Origin of the sequence: Mycobacterium sp. SMC-4, from assembly GCF_050205565.1 — a bacterium.
Classification (GTDB): Bacteria; Actinomycetota; Actinomycetes; order Mycobacteriales; family Mycobacteriaceae; genus Mycobacterium.
In genome coordinates this window covers 93,767-109,133 of record NZ_JBNMQU010000008.1, presented here as the reverse complement: position 1 = coordinate 109,133, position 15,367 = coordinate 93,767, and the positions used below count along the sequence as shown (strand labels likewise).

General features: G+C 67.7%; 13 protein-coding genes and 2 pseudogenes. 8 read left to right on the top strand and 7 right to left on the bottom strand.

The window, feature by feature from the left end; all coding sequences use genetic code 11:
- Positions 1 to 95: 95 nt before the first annotated feature.
- The 3 genes from ACQI46_RS15470 to ACQI46_RS15460 all read right to left on the bottom strand — a co-directional run bounded on the left by ACQI46_RS15470 (position 96) and on the right by ACQI46_RS15460 (position 5,260).
- On the bottom strand, positions 96 to 1,838 hold the full coding sequence (locus tag ACQI46_RS15470) for a PecA family PE domain-processing aspartic protease (protein ID WP_427094897.1): 1,743 nt from the start codon (positions 1,836 to 1,838) through the stop codon (positions 96 to 98).
- A 435-nt stretch (positions 1,839 to 2,273) separates the two neighbouring features.
- A complete protein-coding gene (gene pntB, locus ACQI46_RS15465; protein ID WP_427094896.1) occupies positions 2,274 to 3,713 on the bottom strand; it encodes a Re/Si-specific NAD(P)(+) transhydrogenase subunit beta in 1,440 nt (479 codons plus the stop codon).
- Between the two features lie 5 nt (positions 3,714 to 3,718).
- Entirely contained in the window at positions 3,719 to 5,260 is a 1,542-nt protein-coding gene (locus tag ACQI46_RS15460; RefSeq protein WP_427094895.1) for a Re/Si-specific NAD(P)(+) transhydrogenase subunit alpha, read from the bottom strand.
- Between the two features lie 216 nt (positions 5,261 to 5,476).
- On the opposite strand from ACQI46_RS15460, the gene ACQI46_RS15455 reads away from it, so the two are divergent.
- The 4 genes from ACQI46_RS15455 to ACQI46_RS15440 all read left to right on the top strand — a co-directional run bounded on the left by ACQI46_RS15455 (position 5,477) and on the right by ACQI46_RS15440 (position 8,642).
- The gene (locus ACQI46_RS15455; RefSeq protein ID WP_427094894.1) at positions 5,477 to 6,346 is read left to right on the top strand and encodes an ABC transporter permease; all 870 of its coding nucleotides are present in this window, start codon (positions 5,477 to 5,479) and stop codon (positions 6,344 to 6,346) included.
- Entirely contained in the window at positions 6,343 to 7,377 is a 1,035-nt protein-coding gene (locus tag ACQI46_RS15450) for a glycine betaine ABC transporter substrate-binding protein (RefSeq protein WP_427094893.1), read from the top strand. The genes ACQI46_RS15455 and ACQI46_RS15450 overlap by 4 nt, the downstream gene beginning before the upstream one ends.
- The gene (locus tag ACQI46_RS15445) at positions 7,364 to 8,140 is read left to right on the top strand and encodes an ABC transporter ATP-binding protein (protein ID WP_427094892.1); all 777 of its coding nucleotides are present in this window, start codon (positions 7,364 to 7,366) and stop codon (positions 8,138 to 8,140) included. The genes ACQI46_RS15450 and ACQI46_RS15445 overlap by 14 nt, the downstream gene beginning before the upstream one ends.
- Before the next feature lie 91 nt (positions 8,141 to 8,231).
- Complete coding sequence (locus ACQI46_RS15440; RefSeq protein ID WP_427095074.1) at positions 8,232 to 8,642, top strand: hypothetical protein; 411 nt, start codon at positions 8,232 to 8,234, stop codon at positions 8,640 to 8,642.
- On the opposite strand, the pseudogene ACQI46_RS15435 reads toward ACQI46_RS15440, so the two are convergent.
- Positions 8,627 to 8,734, bottom strand: a pseudogene (locus tag ACQI46_RS15435) (CAP domain-containing protein); the annotation flags it as partial. The gene ACQI46_RS15440 and the pseudogene ACQI46_RS15435 sit on opposite strands and share 16 nt — an antisense overlap.
- A gap of 141 nt (positions 8,735 to 8,875) precedes the next feature.
- Between ACQI46_RS15435 and ACQI46_RS15430 the strand changes: the two are divergent.
- Complete coding sequence (locus tag ACQI46_RS15430; RefSeq protein ID WP_427094891.1) at positions 8,876 to 9,532, top strand: TetR/AcrR family transcriptional regulator; 657 nt, start codon at positions 8,876 to 8,878, stop codon at positions 9,530 to 9,532.
- Here ACQI46_RS15430 and ACQI46_RS15425 read toward each other — a convergent pair.
- Positions 9,529 to 10,596, bottom strand: coding sequence for a M42 family metallopeptidase (locus ACQI46_RS15425; RefSeq protein ID WP_427094890.1), 1,068 nt, complete (start codon positions 10,594 to 10,596; stop codon positions 9,529 to 9,531). The two genes, ACQI46_RS15430 and ACQI46_RS15425, sit on opposite strands and share 4 nt — an antisense overlap.
- Before the next feature lie 53 nt (positions 10,597 to 10,649).
- On the opposite strand from ACQI46_RS15425, the gene ACQI46_RS15420 reads away from it, so the two are divergent.
- Both ACQI46_RS15420 and ACQI46_RS15415 read left to right on the top strand, forming a co-directional pair.
- On the top strand, positions 10,650 to 11,378 hold the full coding sequence (locus tag ACQI46_RS15420; RefSeq protein WP_427094889.1) for a DUF72 domain-containing protein: 729 nt from the start codon (positions 10,650 to 10,652) through the stop codon (positions 11,376 to 11,378).
- 19 nt (positions 11,379 to 11,397) lie between these two features.
- A complete protein-coding gene (locus ACQI46_RS15415; protein WP_427094888.1) occupies positions 11,398 to 11,838 on the top strand; it encodes an SRPBCC family protein in 441 nt (146 codons plus the stop codon).
- A 5-nt stretch (positions 11,839 to 11,843) separates the two neighbouring features.
- Here ACQI46_RS15415 and ACQI46_RS15410 read toward each other — a convergent pair.
- Together ACQI46_RS15410 and ACQI46_RS15405 are read right to left on the bottom strand one after the other, a co-directional pair.
- Positions 11,844 to 12,190: pseudogene (locus tag ACQI46_RS15410) on the bottom strand (hypothetical protein).
- 506 nt (positions 12,191 to 12,696) lie between these two features.
- Positions 12,697 to 13,395, bottom strand: a complete 699-nt coding sequence (locus tag ACQI46_RS15405; RefSeq protein WP_427094887.1) for a GntR family transcriptional regulator — start codon at positions 13,393 to 13,395, stop codon at positions 12,697 to 12,699.
- A 126-nt stretch (positions 13,396 to 13,521) separates the two neighbouring features.
- On the opposite strand from ACQI46_RS15405, the gene fadD5 reads away from it, so the two are divergent.
- The gene (gene fadD5, locus ACQI46_RS15400) at positions 13,522 to 15,198 is read left to right on the top strand and encodes a fatty-acid--CoA ligase FadD5 (RefSeq protein ID WP_427094886.1); all 1,677 of its coding nucleotides are present in this window, start codon (positions 13,522 to 13,524) and stop codon (positions 15,196 to 15,198) included.
- The last annotated feature ends 169 nt before the right edge of the window (positions 15,199 to 15,367 follow it).

Below are 15,367 nucleotides of genomic sequence, written 5' to 3'. Positions count from 1 at the left end.
GGTGGTGGGGCGGGCGCTGGCTGTACCCAGTGACACCACCATACCGCCGGACCCCCAGAGGGGCCCGGCGGTCGGTTACCGGCGGGTGAAAACCGCTACCGGTAGTTGAAACTGGTGCTTCCGGAGCCGGTGAAGTCGGTATAGACGGAGGCTCCGACCCACGGTTGCCACCCGAAAAGCACCGTGTCGCTTTCGTCGGGATCGGTGAAGGTCGGCGTGTTGGACCTGGTGGTGCGGTACGAGAACAGCAGTGTTTCGCCGTCCTCGGTGTAGACCGAGATGAGGGTGCCGGGGGGCACGCCGTTGTCACCGTCGATTAGGGACTTCGGAAGGGTGCCCAGAAGTCCGCCGGTGTCGAGCCAGGTTTGGCCGACATACTCGTCGTAGTCGCCGATTTTGACCGTCAAGTCGCTGATCGGTGACCCGTCGACCGTGACGCGTGCCGCGTACGGGTTCGGACCGAGGATCGCCCGGTTCCGGCGCTCATCGATCAGGATGCCGCGACCGAGAAGCCCCGGCAGGGCCGTCAGCGGATTGTTGGTCCACGGCAACTCGTTATTGGCTCCGATGCCGAGAATGCCTTCGAAGTCGCCGTTCTCCTTCGCGACGTTCTCCCACGTGCTCAGGGTCACCACCAGCACCGGGGTGGCGGTGCTGTCGACGCCCTCGGCCACCGAAATCGGGATCTCGTACACGTCGAAGCGATATTCATTCGTGCAGTCGCCGTAGCAACCCTCGCCGTGGTCGACGGGCTCGGGAACGTTTTCCAGACCGATCACCTGCGGGTTGATCACGAGGCCGAGCGAGCCGGTGTCGAGCAGGACGTTGACGTACTCGCCGCCGTTGATCGACATCTGGAAGATCGGGTTGACGCGGACGCCGCCCGGTCCCCGCTCCGTGAAGATGTCCAGGATCTGATAGACGAGGCCGTTGTCGGAGGCCTCATCGATCAACTCCGAGATGTCGGTCAGGTCTTGTCGGGTGAATACGTGCACCACGTCGAGCCACTTGTCGGCGGCCTCGAGCTGATCCTGGACACGGACGACGCGCATGATGCTGGCTTCGATGCGCTGTCCGGCTATCCAGTGCGCGAACGGGTTGTCGACCGTGGCGGCGAACCGCGCCTGCAGCAGCTCGTGACCTTCCTGCCATCGCACCAGTGACGACTGGGCGCCGCCCAGCCACATTTGCGGCAGCATTGCCGCCAGTCCGGCCAGGATGTTGCCGCTGTTCCAGACGGCCGCGTCGAGGTCGGCGCGTGCGGCGGCGATTTGTTCGATCGCGCGACCGACGGTGTCGACGTCGTCATCCGCCGTGGCTTCTACGGTGCTGTCGTGCCTCGCGGCCAGTGTGTCCACCGTGACGAACCGCTGTGCGGCGCGGGGCTTGCTGCTCAACGGGTTCGAGGAGGCGGCGGTCAGGGCGGCTTTGCGCGGCTGGGGCTGGGCCGGCGTTGCGTCTGCGCCGTCGGGGTCGGATTGCTCCGCGACCGCATCGGTTTCGTCTGTCGTTTCGTCGATACCGAGGGACTCTTCGGCGGCATCGTCGTCGATCTCGACTTCGCGTTCCTCGGCCGCGCGGGTACCGGCATCGCGTTTGCGGAGCGACGAGTCCGACCGGTCGTCCGCCGCAGCGGATCCGGCGGTAGCGCGGGCTTTGCCACGCGCGGCCGAGGAGCTCGTTGCCTTGGTGTCGTCGCGGTCGGTGGCCGGTCCGGCGCTGACGCTGGAGGAGGTGTCGTCGGGCGACGCCTGTGCCGTGGCGGAACTGAGCATGCAGACGCCGGTCGCGATAGCAGGCGCGGCGAGGGCGGTGGCCGCCCAGCTATTTATTTTCATAGGCGTCAGTAAAGCACTTAGACTGTCGCGCGCACCGGTTTTCGCATGGTACGTGGGCATTCCAGTGTGCCGACGTTACAAACGTTGCTACAAAAGCTCAGCGGTGAGCGCGTGCAGCAAAATCAACTACCACTCCCAGCGCCCGGGAAACGGGGTAGCGGGGTCACACGGTCCTCATGCGGGCCGCGACGGGCTTCCCGAAAGACCAGCACGAGCGAATGTGTCGGAGGTCAGTAAGAGTGGCTAACCAGTGCTCGACAATGTCGCTCGCGTCGGTCTTTTTTCGGGTCCGTCCCCTCCTGTAGACGACGCCCGTCCGCGGGAGGTGCCCCCACACCGCTTGATCGTCGTCAGACGGTGCTGATGGTCTGACTCCTCAACGCGGCTCGTCTTCCCCCGCAAGCGGGGAGGCGCCCCCACACCGCTTGATCGTCGTCAGACGGTGGCCGGCGTCGACAGCGCCGCATTGATCGCGTCCACCCGGTCCTTCGCGTCACCGAACAGCATCTGCGTGTTCTCGCGGAAGAACAGCGGATTCTGCACGCCCGCATAGCCCGACGCCATCGACCGCTTGAACACGATGACGTTGTCGGCGTTCCACACCGTCAACACCGGCATGCCGGCGATCGGGCTGCCCGGATCCTCCGACGCCGCCGGATTGACCGTGTCGTTGGCGCCGATCACCAGGACCACCGAGGTGCCGTCGAAGTCGTCGTTGATCTCGTCCATCTCCAGGACGATGTCGTAGGGCACCTTGGCCTCGGCCAACAGCACGTTCATGTGGCCGGGCAGCCGGCCGGCGACCGGGTGGATGCCGAAACGGACCTCGACGCCGCGCTCCCGCAGCTTGCGCGTCAGCTCGGCGACGCCGTACTGGGCTTGCGCGACCGCCATGCCGTAACCGGGCGTGATGATCACCGTGCTGGCGTTGGCCAGCAGCTCGGCCGCGCCCTCGGCGGTGATCTCCCGGTGCTCGCCGTAGTCCTTGTCGTCGGCCGGGCCGGCCTCGATCCCGAACCCGCCCGCGATCACCGAGATGAACGACCGGTTCATCGCCTTGCACATGATGTACGACAGGTAGGCACCCGAGGAGCCGACCAGCGCGCCGGTCACGATCAGCAGATCGTTGCCCAACAGGAAGCCGGCCGCCGCGGCAGCCCACCCCGAGTAGCTGTTGAGCATCGACACCACCACCGGCATGTCGCCGCCGCCGATCGAAGCCACCAGATGCCAGCCGAGCAGCAGCGCCAACACGGTCACCGCCACCAGCACCCACAGCTGCGGGTCGATGACGAACCACACGGTCAGCGCGGCGAACACCACCAAGGCGCCCACATTCAGGAAGTTCTTGCCCGGCAGCATCATCGGGGCGGACTTCATCCGCGCCGAGAGCTTGAGGTTCGCGACGATCGAACCGGTGAACGTCACCGCGCCGATGAAGACGCCGATGACGACCTCACCGGAGTGGATGCCCAGCATCCCCTCGTCGGCCAGCTGCACGGCTTCTGCGCCGGACGGGTCTGCCTCGACGTGCAGGTAGCCGTTCCAGCCGACCAGCACCGCGGCCAGACCCACGAACGAGTGCAGCAACGCGATCAACTCGGGCATGCCGGTCATCTCGACCTTCTTCGCACGCCACAGACCGATCGCCGCACCGATGACCGTCGCGACGACCAGCAGCCCCAGGCCGAGCGGCTCGATCTGGTGGTTGATCGCCAGCGCGATGGTCGCGATCAGTGCGATGGTCATGCCGCCGATGCCGTAGCTGATGCCGGCGCGTGAGGTCTCGTGCTTGGACAGCCCGGCCAGCGACAGAACGAAGAGCAGCGCCGCGACGACGTAGGCCGCGGTGGCAGTGGTTTCCAGGGTGAACATGTCCTCTAGCTCCTCGTGAACATCGCGAGCATGCGGCGCGTCACCGCGAAACCGCCGAAGATGTTGATGCTGGCCAGCAGGATCGCGACGAAGGCGACCGCGGTGACGATGGCGTTGCCGTGCCCGATCTGGAGCAGGGCGCCGACGACGATGATTCCGGAGATCGCGTTGGTCACCGACATCAGCGGAGTGTGCAGGGCGTGGTGCACATTGCCGATGACGTAGTAGCCGATCACGATGGCCAGCGCGAACACCGTGAGGTGCACCTGCAGCGCGGCGGGGGAGAGCGCGATCAGCGCGAACAACGCGGCCGCCGCGACGAACGTCAGCCCCAGCCGGCGCCCCGACGACATGGGCGCCTTGGCCGGCTTGGTCTCGACGGGCGCGGCAGCCGCGGCCGCGGCCGCGGCCGGGGCCGCGGACACCTGCACCGGAGGCGGCGGCCACGTGATCTCGCCGTCACGGACGACGGTCACCGACCGCTGTACGACGTCGTCGAAATCCAGCGTGAGGTGGCCGTCCTTCTCCGGGGTGAGCAGCTTGAGCAGGTTCACCAGGTTGGTGCCGTAGAGCTGGGAGGACTGGGCCGGCAACCGGCCGGCCAGATCGGTGTAGCCGATGATCGTCACGCCGTTGTCGGTGACGATCGCCTGGTCCTTGACGGTGCCCTCGACGTTGCCGCCGTTGGCGGCTGCCATGTCGACGATGACGCTGCCGGACTTCATCGAGGCGACCATCTCGGCGGTGATGATGCGCGGCGCGGGCTTACCGGGGATCAGCGCGGTGGTGATGATGATGTCGACGTCTTTGCACTGCTCGGCGTACAGCGCCGCCTCGCGGGCCTTGTAGTCGTCGCCCATCTCCTTGGCGTAACCGGTCGCCGACACTTCGGCGGCCGCCGGGTCCACGGGCAGGTACTCGCCGCCCAGCGATTTGACCTGATCTGCCACCTCGGGCCGCGGGTCGGTGGCGCGCACGACGGCGCCCAGACTGCCGGCGGCCCCGATCGCCGCCAGCCCGGCCACGCCGGCGCCGACGACGAGCACCTTGGCCGGCGGCACCTTGCCGGCCGCGGTCACCTGACCGGTGAAGAAGCGGCCGAACCGGTGCGCCGCCTCGACCACTGCGCGGTAACCGGCGATGTTGGCCATCGAGGACAGCACGTCCATCGACTGCGCCCGGGAGATCCGGGGCACCGCGTCCATCGCCAGCACGGTGATCGGCCGCGTGGCCAACTGCTCGAGCAACTCGGGCTGAAGTGCCGGAGAAATCAGACTGATGACGGTGGCGCCGTCGCTGAAACCGGCGATCTCACCGCGGGTCGGGGCATTGACCTTCAGCACCACATCGGCGGACAGCACGTCGTAAGTGGTGCCGATGTCCGCGCCGGCCTCGGCGTACGCCGCATCGGAGAAGCTCGCCGCAGCCCCCGCGCCGGACTCCACCTGGACCTGATAGCCCAGCTTGATCAGCTGACCCACCGTCTGCGGGGTAGCCGCAACCCGCGTTTCCCCAGGCAGGGACTCTCTCGGTATCCCGATGATCATCGATGTCGATCCGATCTAGGCTTCGCTTCCCGGTGTCGGTCCGAGCGCCGCACGGCACCCTGACACCGCCCGTCGAGCGACGGGTAAAGATGTCAGTGTAGGAGGACGGCCGGTCAAACCTGCACGCCCTCCCGCCACGCACTCCGACGGTCCCGATTTTCGCTCGCGATGATCGCAGCCATTCCGCAACGGTGGCGGGTCGGTCAATGTTCGCCGGTGTCCGTTTTCGTCGACCTTCCCCGCGACGGTGCCGTCGCCCCGCCACCGAGCGGTGACGTACACCCCGACCGGAGTGGTCGGCGTGCTCGGTTGACCCGTGCGCTGCTGCCGCTGCTGTCGGTCGCGGTGTTCGGAGTGCTCTGGCAGCTCGCGGCGGCCAGCGGCCTGTGGAACCAGACCTTCGTGCCGCATCCCGCCGCCGTCTGGCGCGCCTTCGTCGACCTGTCGACCACCCACGACGGCGTACGTGGCTACGCCGGGCACCTGCTGTGGGAGCACCTGTACATGACGTTGCGACGGGTGCTGGCCGGCGTGGTCGTCGGTGTCGTGGCCGGTGTGCTGCTGGGCCTGGTCATGGGGTCGGTGCGGTGGGTGCGCAGCGTCCTGGAACCGTGGCTGACGTTCCTGCGGGCGCTGCCGCCGCTGGCCTACTTCTTCCTGCTGGTCATCTGGCTCGGCATCGACGAGGCGCCGAAGGTGACGCTGCTCGCGCTGGCCGCACTGCCGCCCGCCGCGGTCGCGACCACCGCGGCCGTCGTCGCCGCCCCGGTCGGGCTACAGGAGGCCGCACGGGCACTGGGCGCTTCCCGGCGCGAGGTGATCCGCGACGTCGTGATCCCGTCCGCGCTGCCCGAAACGTTCACCGGGATCCGGCTCGCGGTCGGAATGGCCTACTCGTCGGTGGTGGCCGCCGAACTGTTCAACGGCATCCCCGGTGTCGGCGGACTGGTCAAAGACGCGAGCAACTACAACAACACCCCGGTCGTGCTGGTCGGGATCTTCGCCATCGGGTTCTCCGGTTTGGTGATCGACGGTCTGCTGCGCGCCGCCGAACGGCGCAGTGTCCCCTGGAGAGGAAAGATATGAAAACCAAAGCTGTTGTGGTAGCGCTTCTTTCGGTCGTGCTGGCACTGGCCGGCTGCTCGGTGGACCGCTCGGCCCAGCACGGAGACGGCTCGGACAAGCCGACGATCCGGATCGGCTACCAGACGTTCCCCAGCGGCGACCTCATCGTCAAGAACAACAAGTGGCTCGAAGAAGCGTTGCCGGACTACAACATCAAGTGGACGAAGTTCGATTCCGGCGCCGACGTCAACACCGCGTTCATCGCCGAGGAACTCGACTTCGGGGCCCTGGGATCCAGCCCGGTCGCCCGTGGACTCTCCGCGCCGCTGAACATCCCGTACAAGGTCGCGTTCATCCTCGACGTCGCCGGCGAGAACGAGGCGCTCGTCGTGCGCAACGCCGCCGGCATCGACAACGTCGCACAGCTGAAGGGCAAGCGCATCGGCACCCCGTTCGCCTCCACCGCGCACTACAGCCTGCTGGCTGCGCTGCACCAGAATGGGTTGTCCGCCAACGATGTTGCCCTCATCGACTTGCAGCCCCAGGCCATCCTCGCCGCCTGGGAGCGCGGCGATATCGACGCCGCCTACACGTGGCTGCCGACGCTGGACCAGCTGCGCGAGACCGGCAAGGACCTGATCACCAGCCGCCAACTCGCCGAGGCCGGCAAGCCCACCCTGGACCTGGCCACGGTGTCCGACGAGTTCGCCGCGGCTCACCCCGAGGCGGTCGACGTCTGGCGTCAGCAGCAGGTACGGGCCCTCGACGTCATCCAGGACGACCCGAAGGCCGCCGCGGCGGCCATCGCCGCCGAAGTCGGACTGACCCCAGAGGAGGTGGCCGGCCAGCTCGAGCAGATGGTGTTCGTCCCGCGCCAGGACATCTCGTCGTCGGAATGGCTTGGCACCGAAGGAAACCCGGGCAACCTGGCGGCGAACCTGGAAAGCGCGTCACAGTTTCTCGCCGACCAGAAACAGATCCCCGCGGCCAGCCCCCGCGCTGTCTTCCAGGACGCGATCTACACCAAGGGCCTGCCGGATGCCCTCGAGTGACGGCGCGGTCCGCATCGAAGCGGTGTCGCACCGCTACGGCAGCGGACGCGATCAAGTGACCGCGCTGGGCCCGGTCGACCTGACCGTCGACCCCGGCTCGTTCCTGGTGCTCGTCGGCGCGTCCGGCTGCGGCAAGAGCACGCTGCTGCGGTTGCTGGCCGGCTTCGAGGAACCCAGCCAGGGCTCGGTTCACGTGGCCGGCCGACCGCCCACTCCGGGGGTCACCGCAGGGGTGGTGTTCCAGCAGCCTCGGCTGTTCCCGTGGCGCACCGTCGGCGGAAACATCGACCTGGCCCTGAGATACGCGAGGGTGCCGCGCGACCGCCGTGCAGACCGCCGCGACGAACTGCTCGAACGCGTCGGCCTGGCCGGCACTGCGCACCGCCGCATCTGGGAGATCAGCGGCGGGCAGCAGCAGCGCGTCGCGATCGCGCGGGCGCTCGCGGCGGAAACGCCGCTGTTCCTGCTCGACGAACCGTTCGCCGCGCTCGACGCGCTGACCCGCGAACGGCTCCAGGACGACGTGCGCCAGGTCAGCGCCGAGTCGGGACGCACCACGGTGTTCGTCACCCACAGCGCCGACGAGGCCGCGTTCCTCGCGTCGCGCATCGTGGTGCTGACCCGCCGGCCCGGCAAGGTTGCCCTCGACATCCCGGTTGCCCTGCCGCGCTCCGGAGTCGACGCCGACGAGCTGCGCCGCTCTCCGGAGTATGCGGAACTGCGAGCCGAGGTGGGCCGCGCGGTCAAGCAGGCGGCGGCCTGACCGCACATCTCGAAACGGCACCGATCAGGCATCGAGATGTCGGTGGCCGGTGCGTGCACTGGCGTGTCGGCCGCACGATGGCGGTGTGAGCATGGTCGTCGAACGCGGGCTCGCCCGCTGCCCGCGCTGCGTGTCCGTCGCGGACTACGCCTTCATCGAGTATGGCCGCGGCATGCGCTACGAGGTGCGGTGCCGCAAATGCGGCGAGCGCTACGAGGAGGAAAGCAGGCCGTCGGCAGCCGTGGCGCCCACGCCCGCACCGGAACCGCCCATCGAGTGGCCGCGCGACCGTGACCCGGTACCGCCGCGCGACTGGCGCGCCGAACTCAACGAGCGCATCTCAGCAGCCGCGAGGCATGGGCGTACTGGCGCCGAGGAACTGAGCAGACGGCTGGGCGTGCTCAACGAACAGGCCCGCACCTGGGTGCAGGCGCGCAAAGCGCGCCTGGACGCACGACGAGACGACCGACAGGGCGTCGACGCGGATCAGACCGGCGGGTAGGCCGGCGGCGGATACACCCCGCGCAGAATCCAGGCGAACCAGTTGACGCCGTACTCCAGCTCATCGCTGGCGTCATAGTCAGGATTGGGATCCAACGTCATCACCTCTCGCCTGCGTGCTGGCTATGTCGCGAGTCTAGACCTGTCCGCCACGCGGCAACACGGCAACGACTTAGACTGGCCGACCAGTTAGTAGACCGCCGAGAAGTCAGGCACATGCTTATATGAGTCGCCATGTCTGAGACCACCACGACGAACGGAATGTCGCGCCGCCAGGAGTTGCTGGCTGTGGCCACAAAACTGTTCGCCGCGCGCGGGTACCACGGCACCCGGATGGATGACGTCGCGGACGCGGTCGGGCTGAACAAGGCGACGGTCTACCACTATTACGCGAGCAAGTCGCTGATCCTCTACGACATCTACAAGGGTGCGGCCGACTTCACCGTCGACGCGCTGCACGACGACCCGACCGCTTCGGCCCGCGAGACCATCTATCACTTCACGCGGCGGTTGCTGGTCGGCATCGCCAGCGACATCGAGCGCGCCGCCGTGTATTTCCAGGAGGGGCCCTACATCACCGAGTGGTTCACCGAGGAGCAGGTGGCCTACATCCGGGAGAGGGAAGCCCAGGTCTACGAACATGTGCGCGACGTGATCGACCGCGGCATCGCCAGCGGCGAGTTCTATGACTGCGATTCCCACGTGCTGGCCCTGGGATACATCGGCATGACGTTGGGGTCCTACCGCTGGCTGCGTCCGGACGGCCGGCGCAGCGCGCAGGAGATCGCCGTGGAATTCAGCACCGCGCTGTTGCGGGGTCTGATCCGCGAGGAGGCGGTGCGGACATCGTCACCGCTCGGCGTCGTCGCCGAGGCCGAGGCCGCCGGCTAGCGGTCACGCCGGTCCGACCACGGGTCGGAGAGGAACTCCGTGAGCACCGACGTCATCGCTGGGATCGCGTCGGTGTGGATGACCTCGTAGCCGTGCGTGCTCAGTGTCGGTAGGCACAACAGGCCCGCCTGCGCGGTGCATCCACACGCTTTTGCGTGGGAAGCGTCGGACTCGAACGCGCCCAGTACCGCGGCCTGCGGCGTCATCCCCAGACCTCGAGCCACGTCCATCAGTCGATCGGCCACCGGCTTGTCGTACACCGCGATCGCGTCGCTGTAGGCGACGATCGGGCCGCCTCCCACGGCGGTGTCGTACTCGGGTTCGGTGGGACCGACCTCGACCGCGACGGTCAGGTCGCCGGGCAGAGTGCGCGCGGCATACGAGCCGCCCAGCCCGCCGATCTCCTCGTTGGCGGTGAACACCAGATACACATCGCCCGCCGGTCCGGCGCCGTCCCGCATGCGGCGCGCCGTCTGCAGCACGGCGGTCACGGGGGCGCGGTCGTCCATGAAGTAGCACCCCAGGTAGTCGCCGAGGTCGACCAGCGTGCGCTTGCTGCGGTCGACACACACCCGGGTGCCCGGCCCCACCCCGGCCTCTGCCAACTGTTTCCTGTCGCGGCCGGTGAACACGTAGACGTCGGGCCAGTCGAGTGCCTTGTCGCCCTGGTCGGGTTTGGTCTGCCAGATGCGCGGGGTCTCTTGCGTGGTGTGCTCCGAGCCGAGCGCCAGGACGCCGCAGAACGTCTCGTGTTCCCCGAGAATCGCCACCGGACCTAGCCCGAAGTTGCCCGGGTACATCGTGCCCAGCGGCGTCAGGTGGATGGTCCCGTCGTCGTCGATGCGTTTGATCAGCATCGACAGTTCGTCCATGTGGGCCAGTAGCTGCACCGGCGGCGCGCTGCCGCCCCGGATGACACCGACCAGGTTGCCGGCGGGGTCCACCCAGACCTCGTCGGCAACCGGGGCGAGTTCGCGGCGGCAGATGTCACGGACGGCGTCTTCCTGACCGCACGGGCCGTAAGCGAGCAGCAGTTCCTGTAAGAGATCCCGGTAGTCGTCCACGTAGATGCCCGATACCCGAGGCCGAGGAGTTCGAACCGGGGTATCAGACAGAGATGACGATCCGGATCGGTTGCTCGGGGTGGTCGTACAACCACTGGAACGGCGTGCTCTACGAGCGCGGCGTGCCCGCGGCGCGGCGGTTGGAGCGCTACGCCGCCGAGTTCGACACCGTCGAGCTGAACGGCAGCTTCTACCGGTGGCCGCGCGACGACTGGTTCGCGCGCTGGCGCGACCAGCTGCCACCGGGTTTCGTCATGGCGGTCAAGGCGGCGCGCGGCCTGACGCATGCGCGGCGGCTGCGGTCGCCGGAGGTGTGGATCGAACGGTTCGAGCGCGGCTGGAAGGAACTCGGCGACCGCAGCGGACCCCTGCTGGTGCAGCTGCATCCCGCCCTCGAGCGCGACGACGCCCGCTTGGACTACTTCCTGAACGCGATGCCGGCCGCGATCCCGGTCGCGGTGGAATTCCGGCACCCGTCGTGGGAGCACCCGGACGTCTACGAGCTGCTCGAGCGGCACGGCGCCGCGTATGTCGTGATGAGCGGTGCCGGGTTGCCGTGCAACCTGCAGGCGACCGCGAACTTCGTCTACGTGCGCTTGCACGGACCCGACCCGGGCGCGATGTACGGCGGCTCCTACAGCGACGACGACCTGCGGTGGTGGGCCGACCGCATCCGCGAGTGGCAGGCGCAGGACCGCGATGTGCTGGTCTATTTCAACAACGATCTGGGCGGCAACGCGGTGCGCAATGCGCGCGACCTGCGCGTGCTGCTGGGCTGCTGAAGGTCGATATGCTCTGCCAATGCCGCTGGTGAGTAAGACAGTCGAGGTCGAGGCCGCTGCCGAGACGGTGATGCGGATCGTCCACGACTTCGAGAGCTACCCGCAGTGGAACGAGGAGATCAAGGGCTGCTGGGTGCTGGCCCGCTACCCGGACGGCCGGCCCAGCCAGCTGCGTCTCGACGTGGTGGTGCAAGGCCAGTCCGGCACCTTCATCACCGCGGTGTACTACCCGGCCGAGAACCAGATCTATACCGTGTTGCAGCAGGGTGATCACTTCGAGAAGCAGGAGCAGCGGTTCTCCGTGGTGCCGATCGGCCCCACCTCGCTGCTCACCGTCGACCTCGACGTCGAGACCAAGTTGGCGCTGCCCAAGCCGATGGTGAAGAAGGCGATCGGCGACACGCTGGACTATCTCGCCGACAACCTGAAGAAGCGCGCCGAGCAACTCGCGACGCCGTAGCGCCGCTACTGCAGATACGGGACCACTCGATCCCAGAAGTGCTCGTCGGTGCGGCCCATCGCCAGTCCGGCCTGCGCACGCAGCGTCATTGCTCGCCGGTGGATTCGTTGCTCTGTGGTGCGGGCATGTCGACGGGCCCGAAGCGCCCACGACGCAGCCGGCGCAGCCTGCCGCGCCGGACTTCCCAGCGCAGCGCGTCGGAGATGGTCTTCGAGGCTCGCCCGGCGATGGTGAACCCGTGGTAGTGCAGTTCCTCGATGAGGTCGGGGATGTCGGCCGGGCCGTGGCGGAACAGATGGTCGACGATGACGTAGCGCAGGTCGGTGCCGCGGAGTTGCGGGATCTCGGTCACGAGGGCACGGTCGCAGGCCACGCCGACACATAGCAGGTGCTGGTCAGCCGAATCGCCCGGCCTGTGGACAGATCCGAGGCTGGGGATGCCCCGTCGCGAGGACTGGCGGGCACCGGGTCACCGGGCAGGGCACCGGGGCGCACCGGCGCGAGGGCTGTCGGTCATCGCGGCGCAACGGGCAGGGCACCGGGGTCACCGGGCAGGGCACCGGGGGTCACTGGGCGTTCCGAAAGACCAGCACGAGCGAGAGTGTCGGTGGTCAGTGAGATCGGCTATCGGATCTCCGACAATGTCGCTCGCGTTGGTCTTCTTCGGTCCGCATCTGCTCCGGGCGTCCTCCGTTCAGCGGCTCCGGGCCTCGCTGCTCCGGGCGTCCTCCGCACCGGGCCTCGCCGCTCCGGGCGTCCTCCGCACCGGGCCTCGCTGCTCCGGGCGTCCTCCGTTCAGCGGCTACCGGCCTCGCCGTTCCGGGCGGCCCTCGCTCCGACCGCCCGTCCGCGAAAGCCTCAGCGTCGCGCGTTGTTCCACAGCCCGGCCTGGTCCAGCCAGGTCAGCAGTCGGGCCAACCCGTCGGTGAACTGCTGATCGGTCAGATCCACGACGGTGTGCACGTCACGCCGGCGCAGCGCGGCGACCAGACGGTCGTGGCCGGCCACCGCCGCCGCGCCCCAGTTCGGGTCGGTGACGTACAGCTGCGGCGGCAGATACCGCGCAACGTGCAGCAGGAACCAGCCCAGCTTGATGCGGCCGCTCGCGCGGTTGAACAGCCGATGGAAGTTGAACTCCGCGGCAGTGATCCCTGCGGCATCGCCGTTCTTCACCGCGACCCTCATCGTCCGGTTCAGCCGTTCGAGTTCGTCGATCTGCTCGGCGGTGATGCGCCGCGTGGTGGTGGCCGCCAGCTCCTGCGCAATGGTCGACTGCAGCCAGAAGATGTCCTCGATGTCCTGCCGCGTCAACGGCATCACACGGTGACCGCGATGTGGTTCGAGCTCGACCATGCCCTCCCCGCGCAGCGTGCGCAGCGCCTCACGCACGGGGGTGTTGCTCACGCCCAGGCGGGCGGCTGTTTCCTCGAGACGGATGAACGTGTTGGGTCGCAGCGAGCCGGTCATGATCTCCGCGCGCAGGCGTGCGGCCACCTCGTCGGAGAGCTGTTCCCGACGGACCGATCCGGAGCGCAGCGGCTTGACAGGAGCGTTCATCGGATCGGCCTTTCCGGCAGTCAAGCGAGGGCCTTGTCCCCATGGCGTCGGGGCCATAGTGTGACCGAGGCAACACAATGTTTGATCAAATATCATCATCGCGCAACCCTGACGATGGAGAACTACGTGAGTGACCCCTCCGGTGCGTCCGGCTCACCGACCGAGCAGCCCTACCTGGCGCGACGTCAGAACTGGACCAACCAGCTGGCCCGTCATGCATTGATGCAGCCCGGCGCGACGGCCATGCGTTTCCTGGGGCGCACCATCACGTGGGCCGAACTGGACCTGCGGGTCACCGCCCTGGCCGCCGATCTGCGCCGGCGCGGCGTCGGGTTCGGCGACCGCGTCCTGATCCTGATGCTCAACCGCCCGGAGTTCATCGAGTCATTCCTGGCGGTCAACAAGTTGGGCGCGATCGCGGTCCCGGTGAACTTCCGCATGACGCCGCCGGAGATCGCGTTCCTGGTCTCCGACTGCGAGGCGAAGGTCGTCATCACCGAGTCCGTGCTGACCAACGTCGCCACGGCGGTACGGGAGCTCGAACCCACGCTGGCGACGGTGATCGTCGCCGGCGGAAGCGCCGAGGACGCCGACGCTGAAGTGCTCGACTACGAACAGCTCGTCACCGAAAGCGACGGGGACTGCCCGGTGGTCGACATCCCCAACGACTCACCGGCACTGATCATGTACACCTCCGGCACCACCGGCCGGCCCAAGGGTGCGGTACTGACCCACACCAACATCTCCGGTCAGGCCCTGACCTTCCTGTTCACCAGCGGCGCCGACCTCAACCACGACGTCGGGTTCATCGGCGTGCCGCTGTTCCACATCGCGGGAATCGGCAACATGATCCCGGGTCTGCTGCTCGGCCGCCCGACCGTGCTGTATCCCTTGGGCGCATTCGATCCCGGTGAACTGCTCGACGTGCTCGAAGCCGAGCGCGTCACCGGCATCTTCCTGGTGCCCGCGCAGTGGCAAGCGGTGTGCGCGGCGCAGCGGGCCAAGCCCCGCGACCTGAAACTGCGCACGCTGTCCTGGGGAGCCGCACCGGCCTCGGACACGCTGCTGCGCGAGATGGCCGAGACGTTCCCGGGCGCACAGATCCTGGCTGCGTTCGGCCAGACCGAGATGTCGCCGGTGACCTGCATGCTGTTGGGCGAGGACGCCATCCGCAAGCTCGGCTCGGTCGGCAAGGTCATCCCCACCGTCTCGGCACGCATCGTCGACGACGAGATGAACGACGTGCCCATCGGTCAGGTCGGCGAGATCGTCTACCGGGCGCCGACACTCATGGCCGGATACTGGAACAACCCCGAAGCCACCGCGGCAGCGTTCGAGGGCGGATGGTTCCACTCCGGTGACCTGGTTCGTCAGGACGAGGAAGGCTACATCTGGGTGGTCGACCGCAAGAAGGACATGATCATCTCCGGCGGGGAGAACATCTACTGCGCCGAGGTGGAGAACGTCCTGGCGGCCCATCCGGACATCGTCGAGGTGTCGGTCATCGGACGCGCTCACCAGAAGTGGGGCGAGGTGCCGGTTGCTGTGGTGGTTCTGCGCAGTTCGCTGGGCGCCGGCTCCGACGCGAGCTTGCGCCTGGAGGATCTCGACGAGTTCCTGACGTCGCGGCTCGCGCGCTACAAGCACCCGAAGGCGCTCGAAGTGGTCGATGCGCTGCCTCGCAATCCCGCAGGAAAGGTGCTGAAGACCGACCTGCGGAACCGGTTCAGCGCCGCAGTCGCCGTTGACGCCGACGAAAGTACAGCTGCGGCAACAGTTTCCACCTCGGCCAAGATCGATTAGCCGGGCGGGGCGGAGTTTGCTAACAGTTAGAGGCCCAATACTGCCGATGCGGTACGCGCCGCCCTTTGGATCGGGTACAGTCCGGTGGTCTGTCTTACTACTGACGGGTAGGACGACTGTCCTCACTCGATCTGAGTCCGGGCGGGAAGGGAGCGTGCGACAGGTGCTG

What these genes read in the sequence shown, in the direction of transcription:
- pntB (WP_427094896.1), bottom strand. Translation starts at nt 3,713, where the DNA reads ATGTTCACCCTGGAAACCACTGCCACCGCGGCCTACGTCGTCGCGGCG.
- ACQI46_RS15445 (WP_427094892.1), top strand. Translation starts at nt 7,364, where the DNA reads ATGCCCTCGAGTGACGGCGCGGTCCGCATCGAAGCGGTGTCGCACCGC.
- ACQI46_RS15430 (WP_427094891.1), top strand. Translation starts at nt 8,876, where the DNA reads ATGTCTGAGACCACCACGACGAACGGAATGTCGCGCCGCCAGGAGTTG.
- ACQI46_RS15470 (WP_427094897.1), bottom strand. Translation starts at nt 1,838, where the DNA reads ATGAAAATAAATAGCTGGGCGGCCACCGCCCTCGCCGCGCCTGCTATC.
- ACQI46_RS15420 (WP_427094889.1), top strand. Translation starts at nt 10,650, where the DNA reads ATGACGATCCGGATCGGTTGCTCGGGGTGGTCGTACAACCACTGGAAC.
- ACQI46_RS15415 (WP_427094888.1), top strand. Translation starts at nt 11,398, where the DNA reads ATGCCGCTGGTGAGTAAGACAGTCGAGGTCGAGGCCGCTGCCGAGACG.
- ACQI46_RS15405 (WP_427094887.1), bottom strand. Translation starts at nt 13,395, where the DNA reads ATGAACGCTCCTGTCAAGCCGCTGCGCTCCGGATCGGTCCGTCGGGAA.
- ACQI46_RS15440 (WP_427095074.1), top strand. Translation starts at nt 8,232, where the DNA reads ATGGTCGTCGAACGCGGGCTCGCCCGCTGCCCGCGCTGCGTGTCCGTC.
- ACQI46_RS15460 (WP_427094895.1), bottom strand. Translation starts at nt 5,260, where the DNA reads ATGATCATCGGGATACCGAGAGAGTCCCTGCCTGGGGAAACGCGGGTT.
- ACQI46_RS15450 (WP_427094893.1), top strand. Translation starts at nt 6,343, where the DNA reads ATGAAAACCAAAGCTGTTGTGGTAGCGCTTCTTTCGGTCGTGCTGGCA.